Origin of the sequence: Shewanella sp. BJSY2023SW007, from assembly GCF_047314525.1 — a bacterium.
Classification (GTDB): domain Bacteria; phylum Pseudomonadota; class Gammaproteobacteria; order Enterobacterales; family Shewanellaceae; genus Shewanella; species Shewanella chilikensis.
The window spans coordinates 76,787-90,127 of record NZ_JBKORL010000071.1 but is presented as its reverse complement, the minus strand read 5'-3'; the positions used below and the strand labels follow the sequence as shown (position 1 = coordinate 90,127).

Below are 13,341 nucleotides of genomic sequence, written 5' to 3'. Positions count from 1 at the left end.
CTTAAGCTTGGGATATTTCCGCCGCGAGTTGTTGTTTTTGTTCGTTGGTGTTGACGTTAATAAAGGCGCTGGGTTGATCGGCGAATGATTCAACCACTACCGGGTGTTCACTGTACCAGAGATCGATACGGCGCCTGCCAGAATCGAGAAACGCCTGCATCGAATCCCTCACCGTCGGTTTGAGCAGCATAACCACTGGTTGCTCACGCTCGCCATCGGATGCCACGGCGAGATCCGCTTCTGACGCCTGCAGCTTTTGCGCCATACGCTCGACCAGGTCTTTGGGCAGCAAAGGGCAGTCGCAAGGCACCACCAACAGCAGATCGGCGTTTGTTTTGTCCAGGGCGCTAATCATCCCCGCCAATGGCCCAGGGTAGCCCTGTTCCAGGTCGGCAATGACAGGAAAACCGAACTCAGCATAACGTGTTTGATTGCGGTTGGCGTTGATCAGGATCTGATTCACCTGAGGTTTTACCCTGTCGATAACGTAGGCAATCATGGGGCGCCCCAGCAGATCTACCAGGCCTTTGTCTTCTCCGCCCATACGCCTGGCCATGCCTCCGGCGAGTATCACCGCATCAATGCGCTGCGACATAGTTCTCCTCCTGCAGTTCTTCCGTGGCCAGGGTCAAATTGGCTGAGGTTGTCAGTTGTTGTGATTCTATATGCCAATGTTGGTGACAAAGTGCTGTCAGTTCTGAATGCTGGTGGCTACTGATCAGCAGCCCTGTGCCTTGTTGCTTCAATTCGGCAATCATAGCAAAAACGGTTTGTTGCGATGCTCTGTCCATATTGGATATGGGTTCATCCAGCATAAGTAACTTGGGTTTCAACAGCCAGGCTCTGGCCAGTGCCAGCCGTTGCCGTTCACCGCCGGACAGCGTTGAGGCGTTGGTTTTGAGTAGTTTCCCCAGTTGGGCATTTTCTATCGCGCTTTGCATCCTAGTGCGCTGCTCGGCTTTATTCAAGCCGCTGTATTTTTGCGCCAGTTGCAGATTGTAGCTGACACTGCCTTCAAACAAGTATGGGTGCTGATGCAGGTAAATAGCCTTACCGAGCAAGGTATCACCTCGCCACCAGGGCGTCGCTGGAAATCCTTGGGTATAGATGGTACCGGCGCTGGGTTTGAGTAAACCGGCCAGCAGTTTCATCAGAGTGGTTTTACCGCAGCCATTGTCACCTTGCAGATAGATGACTTCACCCTGACAAAACTCCAGTTGCCGGGCGCGAAATAACAGGCGTTCACCAAAACGCATCTCAAGATCTTGGGCTATCAGCTTTATCATCAAGCGTCCTAATGACTTCTGGGACTGGCCCTGCCGCGCAGAGTACCCAGAGCAAAATTCAGTATCAGTGCCAGCACCAGCAGTACCAAGCCAAGGGCTATGGCCTGGGCGAAGTCCCCTTTACTGGTTTCCAGCGAAATCGCGGTGGGTATGTTACGGGTAACATGGGCTATATTGCCACCAACCATCATGGAACAGCCGACTTCGGTAATGATACGGGAAAACGCGGCGATAATCGCCAGTAACAGCGGTACTCTTAGTTCGCGGCAAACCACCCAGATAGCCGAGCTCCAGCTGGCACCCAGGGTGCGGCTGGTTTCCCAGGCGCGGCGGTCGACACTGGTGAAGGCGGCATGGCTCATGGCTATCAGTACCGGGGCGCAGATCATCATCTGTCCGAGGATCATCCCCTTTTGGGTAAAGAGCCAGCGCAGGTCGCCCAGGGCGCCGTTACGGGTTAGCAGTAGGTAAGCCAGCAGGCCCACCACCACAGTGGGAATGGATTGCAGGGTTTGCACCAGATTAGTCACCAGCCAGCGGCCGGGAAACTGAACAAACGCCAAGGCGAACCCCAGTATCATTGACGGCAGCAAGGTGATCAGCAGTGCCGCGAAAGATACCGAGAAAGAGACGGAGATAATAGACCAGACTTCGGGGTCTCTGGAAAACAGCAGGCCGAGGGCCTGCTGTATAAGGGCTAACCAGCCTTCACTCATTTGCCGTAAGTTGCCTTGAACAGTTGTTCACCTTGAACTTTATAGCTGTTGATCATGCTTTGTGCTTCTTTGCTAATCAACCAATCACTGAAGGCACGTGCACCTTTGTGATTCAGATCAGGGTATTTGGCAGGATTGATCAGGATTACCTGATAAGGGTTGGCCAGAGTGGCGCCGCCGTCGAAGTCGATACCCAAGTCCAATTTGGCTTTGTAAGCCACGAAGGTACCACGGTCAGACAGAGTGTAACCTTGCAGTTCGTTAGCCATCAGCAGGGTTTTACCCATGCCTTGACCTACAGAAGTGTAGCCTTTGAAGTCTGGAGTCACGTTGGCAGCTTTCCAGATCAGCAGTTCTTTCTTGTGAGTACCTGAATCATCACCACGGGAAACGAAAGGTACGCCTGACTTGGCGATTTTGGCGAAGGCTTCTTCGGCATTCTTGCTGTCACGAGCCTTGGCTGGGTCGTTCTTGGGGCCTAGGACAACAAAGTCGTTTTCCATGATGCCGCGAGGTTCAACACCGAAACCGTCGGCAACGAACTTGGCTTCTGCGCCAGGAGCGTGAGTCATTACCAGATCCACGTCACCTTGAGAGCCCAGTTTCAGAGCCTTACCTGTACCTGTGGCAATCACTTGTACCTTGTAACCTGATTCTGATTCGAATTTTGGCAGCAGGTAACCCAGCAGACCTGAGTTTTCAGTACTGGTGGTGGTGGCCAGCTTGATGGTTTCCTGAGCGGAAGCCGGGGCAGAGATCATCAGGCCTGCCGCAATGGCAAGACCCAGCAGTTGTTTCAAGTTCAACATTATTGCTCCTTGGCATGATTTTATAAGTGTGCCGAACCCATAAGCCAGCGGGCCACGGCCTTGTACTCGCACCCAATAAAGCAATTTGGGTGCCAAAGATGAATGTCTGCTCTAAACCGATATTGAGGGATCCAATATGTGAACTGGATCCCAAGCTTGGTAAATAAGTGTCAGACAAATTGTCCCAATCGGCTTTTTCGCTGGTTCATAGTGACCAATTTTTACCGTATCAATGATAGAATCTATTTCAATTGAGTCAAAATGTCCTGAAGCCGACAATATGAGCCAGATAGAAAAGCCACTAAAGTCTAAGCCAATGCCTTCTGCCGTGTCCGTGTTGATCGTCGACGACGAGCCCGGTATGCGCAGTTTTCTCAACAAAGCGCTGGCAAAGAAATTTGCCCTGGTAGAAACCGCCGCCAGCATAGAAGAAGCCGAACAACTGCGCAGTCGTTGTCACTTCGACCTGCTGATTGTGGATATACGTCTGCCCGGCCGCTCAGGTATTGAGTGGCGTGAGGCGCTGGATGATCAGGAGCGGCGCTCCGACATTATCTTTATGACGGGCTATGCCGATATGGAAGTGGCGATTCAGGCACTCAGGGCCGGCGCTTCCGACTTCATCATGAAGCCTTTCCATCTAGAGCAGATGATGAAGGCGGTCGACCGCTGCATCGAGCGGCGCTTGCTGAAGCGGGAAAATTTAATGCTGCGCCGGGAAGTGTCCAGTGGCTATTCCTCCACCATCATAGGCAACAGTGATGCCATGATGGAGGTCAAGCGGGTGATAGAGCGAGTGGCACCAACCAATGCGGTGGTGCTTATCGAAGGTGAGTCCGGCACGGGTAAGGAGCTGGTGGCCAGGCAACTTCACCTGCTCAGTGGTCGTCAGGGCCCGTTTGTGCCGGTTAACTGCGGCGCCATTGCTCCCGAGCTGCTGGAGAGTGAACTCTTTGGTCATACCGCTGGCTCTTTTACCGGTGCCAAGGGCAATCGCGAAGGTCTATTCAGCTTTGCCTCCGGAGGCACCATCTTCCTCGATGAGATCGGGGAAATGCCGCTGAAAATGCAGACGGCCTTGCTGCGGGTGTTGGAGCAAAAGGCGATTCGTCCGGTTGGCAGTGAAAAAGAAGTTAATATTGATGTCCGGGTGATAGCGGCAACCAACCGTAAGCTGGCTGAAGAGGTTGAAGCCGGGCATTTTCGCCGCGATCTCTTCTACCGTCTCAATGTGCTCGACATAGTTATCCCGCCATTACGGGAAAGACCGGATGATGTGGTGGAATTGACCCATCACTTTACCCGCCAGTTGGCCGCAGAGCTCGGGGTGAAAGAGGTGGTCTGGAGCCATGAAGACCTGCTCAAACTGCAGCAACATCAGTGGCCTGGGAATATTCGCGAATTGCGCAACATGATAGAGCGCTGCATTCTGCTCGGTAAACCACCGGCGGAATACTGGAAAGAACAGCCCAAGGCCGAACTGAATGCCCAGCCTGGCTATCCCCACGACTGGGCGCTCAAGGATGTGGAAAAAGACCATGTCACGGCCGTGGTTGATTCCCACGGCGGCAATAAGTCGGCGGCAGCCCGGGTGCTGGGAGTGTCTCGCAAGACTCTGGATCGTAAATATAAAGAGTGGTTTGACTGCGAGTCGGAGGTCTGAGCTTGTCACTGTTTAAACGGCTCTTTGGCCTGAGCTGGCAGCAGCTGCAGGCAAAGGTGCGTTATCGCATTCTGATCCTGACTCTGTTGCCCATCTTGCTGACGCTGGTGAGCCTGGTGTTTATCACCATTTACTGGAACATCAGCTACACAGGCAAACAGCTGTTTATGAAGGTCAAAGCCGACCTGACTGTGGCCAACAATACACTGGCTGCTGTGCAGGAGCGCCAGGAAAAGCAGCTGGAACATGTGATGCAGTCCTTCGACTTCCAGACCCATTTTCGCTCGATACTCGAAGGGGAGCAACTGAAGCAGAAAGAGCTCAGTGTTTTTCTGGATCAGCAACGTAAGGCGTTGGATCTCGATTTTCTGCGTTTGGTTAGAATCGCTGATGCTGCGGCCGATCCCGATTTGCGGCAGATGCTGCCCTTGGTTCAGGGACAAAGCGCCTATTCCGGGCTGATGGTGCTGTCCAGCTCGCGGCTGGCGCGAATCGATCCCGAGTTGGCCGAACGTGCCAAGATCCCGGTGAAAATGACTCTGAGGGCACAAAATCCCGACAGAGAAGTGGAAGAACGGGGCATGCTTAGCCGCAGCCTGCTGCCGGTAGCCGATGAAAACGGCAAGGTCGGCTGGTATCTGGATGGCGGGATCCTGTTTAATCGCAACACTCGTATCGTCGATCATATTCGCGATCTGGTCTATGACAAGGGCACATTGCCGGAACGTTCCATAGGCACTGTGACTATCTTCCTCGACAATATTCGCATCAGCACCAATGTGCCTCTGCATTTCTTCCCCAAAGAGGATGAGAATCGCGGCCGGGCATTGGGCACTCTGGTGTCTGAAGAGGTGCGTCAGCAGGTGTTGGTTAAAGGCCAACTCTGGGTCGATAGAGCCTTTGTGTACAACGACTGGTTTATCTCGGCCTATGCGCCGCTGACCGATATTCGTGGCCAGCGGATAGGCATGATCTATTCTGGTTTTTCCGAGTCGCCTTTTATCCACAATTATCTGCTTAATATCATAGAATTGGGCACCATTTTGATGTTGGTGTTGCTGGTTTCCGGACTCTTGGTTTATCGCGGCGCTTACAGTTTGTTGCAGCCGATAGAGCGTATTCACCAAGTGGTTAAGGCGGTGCAGTCCGGGCGTAATCTGCGTATCGGCGAGCTGGGACTGGACAGAGACAATGAGCTGGCCAACCTGGCCGAGCAGTTCGACCGTATGCTCGATTTATTGCAGCGCCGCAATGCGCAAATTCAAGCGGCGGCCGAGCAACTGGAGATGAAGGTCGAGGAACGTACCCGTAGCCTGCAGGAAAAAACCGAAGAGCTGCAGCGCAACGTGCAATTATTGAACGAAACCCGTCAGCAGTTGGTAACCAATGAAAAGTTGACTGCCCTCGGGGAACTGACCGCAGGGATTGCCCACGAGATCAACAACCCTACCGCCGTAATCCTCGGTAATATGGAACTGCTGCGGGTGGAGCTTGGCGACAATGCTGAGGTCGTTGAGGAGGAGATAGACCTCATCATCCAGCAGGTAGGCCGTATCAGTACAATTATTCGCAGCTTGCTGCAGTACAGCCGTCCCGGTGAATTCAATGCGCCGCTGGAGATGCATCAAATCACGCCTATTATCGAAGAGATGCAGCTGTTGGTACGTCACTCATTGGGTAAACAGGAAGTGGTGTTGTTGCCTGAGCTGAATGCCAGTTATCCGGTGCAGGTGAATCGTCCGCAACTGCTGCAGGTGTTGATCAATCTGGTGGTCAACGCTGCTCACGCTATGGATGGTAAGGGACGGATCTGGATCCGCACCTATGACTGGGTGGAGCAGGATGAGCCTGTGGGGATCAAGATAGAGATTGAAGATGAGGGGTCAGGGATCCCACAGGAGCAGTTGAGCCGGATATTCGATCCCTTCTATACCACTCGTAAGGATGGTACCGGGCTTGGCTTGTCGCTGAGCTACGGTATTATCAAACGCATTGGCGGTACCATAGAAGTCAGCTCGACTTTGGGTAAGGGGACGCAGTTTACTGTCAGTATTTACCATATGGCCAAAGAGGATCAGTCTGGCCCCTATGATGGTTTGCTATTCGGGTAGGCTATTGGTTTACAAACAAAAAAAGAGCCGGGTAATTAACCCGGCCACAAAGAGTGTGTGAGCAATGTCGTGCTTTGCAAACTCAGGAACACCATAACTCTCAGCGGGTACTGCGGGCCTAAAGCTAAGGATGAGTTTTGGAACGCAAGTTAACGATAATCGTTCTCATTTATGTTTGCAACTGTTTTTTGGCTTTTCGCGGTAAAATTTTCCAGCCTAATTTTTCCTACCTTAAATTTCTGAACAGAAAATCCCTTAAGGTAATGATTTTTAATTACTTTAAACTTAGTTTCTCAGGCCGGGAGTCATTAGCTATTTGGGTGTTAAATCCAGACTAACGCCCCTTACTTAGTGCCGGATCTCCCAAGCAGGCTCGTAGAGAGGGAATATCGAATTCAGAAATAGCCGAACGGCATGGGGAAGCGCTGATGGAGAGAAGGAGCATAAAGCTTCGACACAAAAAAAGGGCCGGGTAATTAACCCGGCCTAAAAGAGTGTGTGAGCAATGTCGTGCTTTGCAAACTCAGGAACACCATAACTTCAAGCAAATCTCAGTCGACTAGCGGTTAACTGACTCTCAGTTAAGGATGAGTTTTGGAACGCAAAACAGATGATAATAGTTCTCATTTTCGATTGCAACTGTTTTTGTCTGAATCTAAGTCAAATTTATCTCAGGCCTCAGATGCGATTGTCCCCTGTGCTACAAGCCAGGATGCGGCTGATGGCGGCCATGCTCCTGCCGCTGCTCTGCTGCCAATGATTGAATACCGCTTGTACCTGGGCCAGGCCGCTCTTTGAGCTGAAGCCTGCATCCACCAGTTTGTGGCTCTTGAGATAGTTTTGAACATCAGCGGTCAGCAGGAAGCTGTCTTTACCTATGCCACGCAAAAAATAGGGGCCGGTATTGCCACCCAAGCGTGCACCACGGCGTTTGAGTTCCTGCCACAGTGAGGTGATCTCCTCCACCGGCCAGAGGGCAATATATCGGGCCAGGCTGCCGTGTTCTCTGGCGATATCCTGCACCATGAGCGCGTTGTCATAAATGGCTTGGGTCTTTTTCTGGTGGCGAATGAGGCGGCTGTCCTCAGCTCGGGCCTGCAACTGCTCGGGGGAGAGCATCAACACTTTCATGGGTTCAAAGCCAAAGAAGGCCTCTTCATAGGCCGGCCATTTGTGTTCCACTACTTTCCAGACAAAACCACTCTGAAATACCTGTTTGCTGAGTGCTGAAAGCAACTCGGCATCTGTGTATTCCAGCAATTCTTCAGTGGAACAGACCCTGGGTAACAGGCTCTCCAGTCGCTCGGCGCCGCCTTTGCGCTCGCAGGCTCTGGCATAGATGGTGGCAAAATCTTCCGGCTTGCTCATGTGCTTTTCCCTTTTGATTGGTTCAGTTGCTGCCGCACCAGTGTAATACCAATCGGGATAAAGATGGCAGCGGATTAACAGCAATACTTGAGGCTTGGTTCCAAGACTGATCAAGCAGGACTTTTTTCAGTGAATGTTCAGCCCCAACAGACGTTTGATGCCCGAATTCAGATAATAAGTTTACCACCTGAAAAGGTGCCCATCACATCTCTCCACGTTGGACCTTTCAAGCGGAAGTGGGGGCAAACAGAGGGTGGATAATGCCTCGCGGCACTCATGGTAACGGGTCACGCCTTCCCTAAGCGGTAGCCAGCAACTAAAGTTAAAGTTGGTAACCATGGGGATCCCTGTCTATGGAGCTTTACTACCATCCATTGTCGCGTTATTCGCAAAAGGTGCTGCTGGCACTTTATGAAAAGCAGGCAAACTTCTTTCCCCGGGTAACGGATCTGCAGGATCCATTGGAGCGCCAACACTATCTGCATTTCTATCCATCCGGTAAGCTGCCACTCTTGGTGTGTCAGGACGGTAGCCTGTTGCCTGAATCCAGCATTATCATAGAGTATCTGGACAATAAAATGGACGCCGGCACCCGGCTGTTGCCCAAGGAGCCCGAGCTCAATCTGCAAGTGCGTCTCTATGACAGAATTGCCGATAACGACCTCAACAGCAGTCTCTATCAGCTGGAGCAGCAATATAGCTTACCGGAAGAGCAGCAACTTCCCCTGGTGCAGCGTCAAATTGAAAACCGTCTCAGACTTTGCCTGCGGGCCTTGGACTTACGCCTGGTTGAGCATCATTGGCTTTGCGGAGATGGGTTCACTTTGGCCGATTGTGCCTTAATCCCTTGTCTTGGTTACCTGCAGCGCAGTTTTAACTTACTGGACTACCAGCATTTGGGGCGCTACTGGCTGCAGGCGCAATTGCGGGGTTCCTGGATGTTGGTGCAGGATGAAGTGACTCTGGCTCAGGAGGAGGCCAGCAGTGGGCTCAGGCCCATCCCCTGAACAAGAATTCAGCTGTTACGGGCCTTTTTGAGATCCAGGAACGACTTCCACTTGATGATCTCTGCCGGTAACTCGGGCGTGGTCTCATCGAACCCGGCTTCTGTCAACAGGTTTTCCGTGGGTACCGGCTTGCGTTTGCAGACGAACAAACCTCTGACATGCACTATGGCATGCAGGCCTCTGTCCGACAGGAAACGCTGCTCTATGTAGAAATACTTTTCATCCCAGCCAACCACGCGAGAGGCAATTTCAAACTGCTGTAATGGCCTGATATCCCTTACATAGGTGAACTCGGCGGCATTGACTATCGGCATCCATTTCAGTTTTAGAAAGCGCTTCAGCAAGCCCATTTCGGCCATCATATAAGTGCGGGCCAGATCCATAAATGCCGGGTAGCGGGAGTTGGTCAGGTGTAGGTTGATGTCACAGTCACTCGGTAAAGCCCGATAACGGATGCGGCTGGTGCCGAGAAAACCGATATCGTTTGCCCGGCGCACTCGCCAGAGCAGCAGCCAAAACAGGCGAAAGTAGAGGTTCATCAAAGGGTCCAAGAGTTGAGAGGCATTAAAGGCTATCAAAGGTCATACCAGACGGCAAGCGAGAACTGGCTCACAAAAAAGGCGCCCGCAGGCGCCTAATCAATTGCTTCTGCCTCAGGCTTGGATCCCTGAGTGACGCAGCAGTGCGTCTATGCTGGGCTCGCGGCCACGGAAGCGAGTAAATAGCACCATAGGCTCTTCACTGCCGCCCATCTCAAGTATGTTGTGCAGGAAGTCGCGTCCGGTACTCTCGTTGAAAATACCTTCCTCCTCGAAACGGGAGAAGGCATCGGCAGACAACACCTCGGCCCACTTGTAGCTGTAGTAGCCAGCGGCATAACCACCGGCAAAGATATGGGCGAAACCGTTCTGGAAGCGGTTGAACTCAGGCGGTGTGACCACTGCCACCTGGCGTCGAACCTCATCCAACATCTGCTGAATATGGGCGCCCTTGGCCGGATCAAACTCCTGATGCAGGCGGAAGTCGAACAGAGAGAACTCCAGTTGCCGCAGCATCATCATGCCGGACTGGAAGTTCTTGGCGGCCAGCATCTTGTCCAGCATCGCCTTGGGCAGCGGCTCCCCGGTCTGATAATGGCCGGAGATCTCCGCCAGCGCCTCTTCGGCCCAGCACCAGTTCTCCATAAACTGGCTTGGCAGCTCCACGGCATCCCAAGGTACGCCGTTGATGCCGGAAACCCCGCCGACATCGATGCGGGTCAGCATATGGTGAATACCATGACCAAATTCGTGGAACAGGGTAGTGACTTCGTCATGGGTAAACAGCGCCGGCTTGTCACCCACAGGACGATTGAAGTTACAGGTGAGGTAGGCTACCGGCTTTTGCAGGCCGGTGGCCGTCATCCGCCGGGTTCGGCAATCATTCATCCAGGCGCCGCCACGCTTGCCTTCACGGGCATAGAGGTCCAGATAGAAGCTGCCTCTGTGTTCGCCCTCGGCATCCAGGATGTGGAAAAAGCGCACATCTTTATGCCACTTGTCGAAATCCTGCTGCTCTTTGACATCCATGCCGAACAAGCGCTTGATGGTGTAGAACAGGCCGCTGAGCACCTTGTCTTCGGGGAAGAAGGGGCGTAGCTCTTCCTGAGATATCTCATACTTGTGCTGCTTGAGCTTTTCGCCGTAGTAACCCAGATCCCAGGCCGCCAACTCGGTTACACCATAATGCTCCTTGGCAAACTCCTTGAGTTCGGCCAACTCGGCCTTGGCTTGAGACTTGGAGCGCAGCGCCAGCTCATTGAGGAAGGCGATAACCTGCTCGGGCGATTGCGCCATCTTGGTGGCCAGGGACTTATCGGCATAGGTATCAAAGCCCAGTAACTGTGCCAACTCATGGCGCAGGCCCAGGATCTCGTCCATCAGCGGACCATTGTCGAACTCACCGGCATTGGGGCCTTGATCCGAAGCGCGGGTAACAAAGGCGCGGTAGCACTCTTCACGCAGACTGCGGTTGTCGCTGTAGGTCATGACCGGCAGATAGGATGGAAAATCCAGGGTGAATAGCCAACCTTGCTGCTCTTTGGCCTCTGCCATCGCCTTGGCGGCGGCAATGGCAGACTCTGGCAGACCGGCCAATTCGGCTTCATCGGTAACCAGCTTGCTCCAGGCATGTGTGGCATCCAGCAGTTGGTTGGAATAGGTGCTGCTGAGTTCGGACAGGCGCTTTACAATCTCTCCATAGCGGGCTTTTTGTTCATCATTGAGGCCTATTCCCGACAGTTCGAAGTCTCTCAGGCTATGTTCTATCACAGTCTGTTGCGCCTGACTGAGCTGGGCAAATTCCGCCGATGCCTTGAGCTCTTTATAGGCCTGATACAGGCCCTGATGTTGGCCGACAAAGGTGCTGTACTCAGACAACAATGGCAGACAGGCATCGTGCGCGGCGCGCCACTCTTCATTGCTGAGTACAGAATTCATATGGGAAATCGGCGACCAGATCTGGCTCAACTCATCGTCTACCTGCTCCAGAGGTGCCACCAGCTTCTCCCAAGTGTAAGGGCCTCCGGCGGCCAGCACGGCCTCTATTTTATCGCGGCATTTGGCTATGGCCTGTTCGACCGCCGGTTGAATATGCTCGGCCTTGATACTGGAAAAGGGTGGCAGCTCCTGTGCTGTCAGCAGCGGATTGGTCATTGTCTGTCCTCTCTTTGGGCGTGGGCCATAGGGCCTGCATTGGATGCCTGGTCTTGCCGCCATGGCGGCGAATATTCAGGGGCGTGGCTAATAGATAAGGGTTCTGCTTTGAATTATCAAGGTGATCAAAGCGATTGCTGTCATAGGTGAGAAACACATCCATGAAATATGCGCTTATCGGGTCGTCGGAAAGAGTCTGTTGAACAATGCACAAAAAAGCGATAAATGATAACTGGATCCAAAACACGATTCATTATCATTTACATGTATGGCTGGTGAAATAAAATAGCTTTACTTTGTAAGTTTGGTACGTTTTATGCGCTATCCGTTCTTGTTGTTGACACTCCTGTGCTGCAATACATTATTGGCCGATGAGGCTGCCGAAACCATACTCATGCTGGGGTGGGACAGTCACTATGTTTCTGAGGGGCGGGACAACTTGTCTGCGGGAGGGATTGCCTGGAGTGGCATTCAGCATAGCCGTGATGGCCTGGGGGCCTTCGTGTTGTTTGGCCGAGCTGACAGTGTTAACTACGCCGAGCTCAATGCCGGGGTGGAATACTGTTTCAACCCACTCGAATCAGTGGAAGCCGGAGTCGGCATGCAGCGGTTGGAGTTTTACGGTGATGAGCGCGCCCATGACAATGAGGTGTACGCCTATCTCGCCTATCAGGGGCTGAGTTGGCTGACGCCATCGATTAACTATACCTATGCTACTGAAGCATCGGGTTATTTTGTTGAGTTGAGCCTGCACAGCCACTGGCAAGTGAACGAGCAACTGACTCTGACCCCTTATGTGACCCAGGGATTCGACTTTGGCTATGCCAGCCAGACCCATGATGGCCCCAATCATCTGCAGCTTGGTGTAGAGGCATGCTACTCATTAACCCCTTCTTTGGTGGCTTCCTTGCATTTGAGCCACAGCATAGCGCAGGACGATATCAAGCAGCAGGCGCAAGCAGAGGGTTGGCATGGCGATCTGGCTCAGTCTTATGCCGGCTTGCATCTGCAGTGGCAGTTTTAAATTGGCTAACATTCACCGCAGCTTCTAGACTCTGATGTGAAGACAAACAGCATCGACGGATCGATGCGGAGGGACAGGGAATGTTAACCTACAGAATCGGCGGGCTTTGCTGCCTGCTCCTTTGGTTGGGAGTCGCCCCATTGGTTGAATCCCAGGCCGAATCAAGCTCAGACTTGAATCCAGACCTGAATCCAGTGTCGGGTTCAGAGCCCTCAATAGATAAGCAACTCAGCGACCCGGGCAAAGAGTCAGGTTCGCTCCCTCTGGGGTGGGTGCTCGACAGCGAGGGCAATCCTATTGCCATTCCACAGCAGTTTGAAGCCGCACTTGAATATGAGTCTGCGCCCCTGCCCAAGGCCTCGCGCGACAGTAAACCAACCAAATCCCGAAAAAAGCAGGCATCCAAGCCTCGCCGCCAAATCGCCGATGATCCCAGTTGTCGCTGGTTGGATAAGCGAATGACAGAGCTGGAGCGGCGCCTCAGGCAGAAAGATTCCCACACTGCCAGATATTTGCAGGCTGAACTCGGTGAGCATCAACAGCAGTTTCGTTGCCTCAAGTGCTCGGGTTCAGGGCCTGAGACTCAGGATTATTCCCGCTGCCGCTTGTATCATTGAAATTTTTACCGGCAGACTCTGGTCTGGTCACTTGATCTGAATCCCCC

General features: G+C 52.8%; 12 protein-coding genes. 5 read left to right on the top strand and 7 right to left on the bottom strand.

Features of this window, described 5'->3' with window-relative positions; translation table 11 throughout:
* Window position 1: 1 nt before the first annotated feature.
* From mobA to ACMHXE_RS11350, 4 genes are read right to left on the bottom strand one after another with little or no spacing between them, the layout of a single operon-like run.
* Window positions 2–595, bottom strand: a complete 594-nt coding sequence (gene mobA, locus ACMHXE_RS11365; protein WP_101053238.1) for a molybdenum cofactor guanylyltransferase MobA — start codon at window positions 593–595, stop codon at window positions 2–4.
* Window positions 579–1,286: an ATP-binding cassette domain-containing protein gene (locus ACMHXE_RS11360; RefSeq protein WP_101053235.1), complete on the bottom strand. Its 708-nt coding sequence runs from the start codon at window positions 1,284–1,286 to the stop codon at window positions 579–581. The genes mobA and ACMHXE_RS11360 overlap by 17 nt, the downstream gene beginning before the upstream one ends.
* 8 nt (window positions 1,287–1,294) lie before the next feature.
* Window positions 1,295–2,002, bottom strand: coding sequence for an ABC transporter permease (locus tag ACMHXE_RS11355; RefSeq protein ID WP_101053233.1), 708 nt, complete (start codon window positions 2,000–2,002; stop codon window positions 1,295–1,297).
* The gene (locus ACMHXE_RS11350; protein ID WP_101053231.1) at window positions 1,999–2,811 is read right to left on the bottom strand and encodes a substrate-binding domain-containing protein; all 813 of its coding nucleotides are present in this window, start codon (window positions 2,809–2,811) and stop codon (window positions 1,999–2,001) included. Before ACMHXE_RS11350 ends, ACMHXE_RS11355 begins: the two co-directional genes overlap by 4 nt.
* 280 nt (window positions 2,812–3,091) lie before the next feature.
* Here ACMHXE_RS11350 and ACMHXE_RS11345 point away from each other — a divergent pair, with 280 nt between their 5' ends.
* Complete coding sequence (locus tag ACMHXE_RS11345) at window positions 3,092–4,474, top strand: sigma-54-dependent transcriptional regulator (RefSeq protein ID WP_039035395.1); 1,383 nt, start codon at window positions 3,092–3,094, stop codon at window positions 4,472–4,474.
* A 2-nt stretch (window positions 4,475–4,476) separates the two neighbouring features.
* Window positions 4,477–6,585, top strand: a complete 2,109-nt coding sequence (locus ACMHXE_RS11340) for an ATP-binding protein (protein WP_101053229.1) — start codon at window positions 4,477–4,479, stop codon at window positions 6,583–6,585.
* 678 nt (window positions 6,586–7,263) lie between these two features.
* On the opposite strand, the gene ACMHXE_RS11335 is transcribed toward ACMHXE_RS11340, so the two are convergent.
* Window positions 7,264–7,953 carry a DNA-3-methyladenine glycosylase I gene (locus tag ACMHXE_RS11335; protein ID WP_101053227.1) on the bottom strand — a complete coding sequence of 230 codons (690 nt, stop codon included), beginning with the start codon at window positions 7,951–7,953 and terminating at the stop codon, window positions 7,264–7,266.
* Window positions 7,954–8,306: 353 nt separating this feature from the next.
* Here ACMHXE_RS11335 and ACMHXE_RS11330 point away from each other — a divergent pair, with 353 nt between their 5' ends.
* Window positions 8,307–8,960, top strand: a complete 654-nt coding sequence (locus tag ACMHXE_RS11330) for a glutathione S-transferase family protein (RefSeq protein WP_101053225.1) — start codon at window positions 8,307–8,309, stop codon at window positions 8,958–8,960.
* 8 nt (window positions 8,961–8,968) lie between these two features.
* Here the strand turns inward: ACMHXE_RS11330 and ACMHXE_RS11325 are convergent, their stop codons facing one another.
* Together ACMHXE_RS11325 and prlC are read right to left on the bottom strand one after the other, a co-directional pair.
* Window positions 8,969–9,499: a thioesterase family protein gene (locus ACMHXE_RS11325; RefSeq protein ID WP_025009092.1), complete on the bottom strand. Its 531-nt coding sequence runs from the start codon at window positions 9,497–9,499 to the stop codon at window positions 8,969–8,971.
* Between the two features lie 114 nt (window positions 9,500–9,613).
* On the bottom strand, window positions 9,614–11,653 hold the full coding sequence (prlC, locus tag ACMHXE_RS11320) for an oligopeptidase A (protein WP_101053223.1): 2,040 nt from the start codon (window positions 11,651–11,653) through the stop codon (window positions 9,614–9,616).
* A gap of 316 nt (window positions 11,654–11,969) precedes the next feature.
* Here prlC and ACMHXE_RS11315 point away from each other — a divergent pair, with 316 nt between their 5' ends.
* Both ACMHXE_RS11315 and ACMHXE_RS11310 read left to right on the top strand, forming a co-directional pair.
* A complete protein-coding gene (locus tag ACMHXE_RS11315) occupies window positions 11,970–12,677 on the top strand; it encodes a hypothetical protein (protein WP_101053221.1) in 708 nt (235 codons plus the stop codon).
* Window positions 12,678–12,757: 80 nt separating this feature from the next.
* A complete protein-coding gene (locus tag ACMHXE_RS11310) occupies window positions 12,758–13,294 on the top strand; it encodes a hypothetical protein (RefSeq protein WP_101053219.1) in 537 nt (178 codons plus the stop codon).
* Window positions 13,295–13,341: the final 47 nt, after the last annotated feature.

Bases quoted from the DNA above. Each gene is read 5' to 3' on its own strand.
- ACMHXE_RS11350 (WP_101053231.1), bottom strand. From the start codon at position 2,811: ATGTTGAACTTGAAACAACTGCTGGGTCTTGCCATTGCGGCAGGCCTG.
- ACMHXE_RS11345 (WP_039035395.1), top strand. From the start codon at position 3,092: ATGAGCCAGATAGAAAAGCCACTAAAGTCTAAGCCAATGCCTTCTGCC.
- mobA (WP_101053238.1), bottom strand. From the start codon at position 595: ATGTCGCAGCGCATTGATGCGGTGATACTCGCCGGAGGCATGGCCAGG.
- ACMHXE_RS11325 (WP_025009092.1), bottom strand. From the start codon at position 9,499: ATGAACCTCTACTTTCGCCTGTTTTGGCTGCTGCTCTGGCGAGTGCGC.
- ACMHXE_RS11360 (WP_101053235.1), bottom strand. From the start codon at position 1,286: ATGATAAAGCTGATAGCCCAAGATCTTGAGATGCGTTTTGGTGAACGC.
- ACMHXE_RS11355 (WP_101053233.1), bottom strand. From the start codon at position 2,002: ATGAGTGAAGGCTGGTTAGCCCTTATACAGCAGGCCCTCGGCCTGCTG.
- ACMHXE_RS11315 (WP_101053221.1), top strand. From the start codon at position 11,970: ATGCGCTATCCGTTCTTGTTGTTGACACTCCTGTGCTGCAATACATTA.
- ACMHXE_RS11335 (WP_101053227.1), bottom strand. From the start codon at position 7,953: ATGAGCAAGCCGGAAGATTTTGCCACCATCTATGCCAGAGCCTGCGAG.
- ACMHXE_RS11310 (WP_101053219.1), top strand. From the start codon at position 12,758: ATGTTAACCTACAGAATCGGCGGGCTTTGCTGCCTGCTCCTTTGGTTG.
- ACMHXE_RS11330 (WP_101053225.1), top strand. From the start codon at position 8,307: ATGGAGCTTTACTACCATCCATTGTCGCGTTATTCGCAAAAGGTGCTG.
- prlC (WP_101053223.1), bottom strand. From the start codon at position 11,653: ATGACCAATCCGCTGCTGACAGCACAGGAGCTGCCACCCTTTTCCAGT.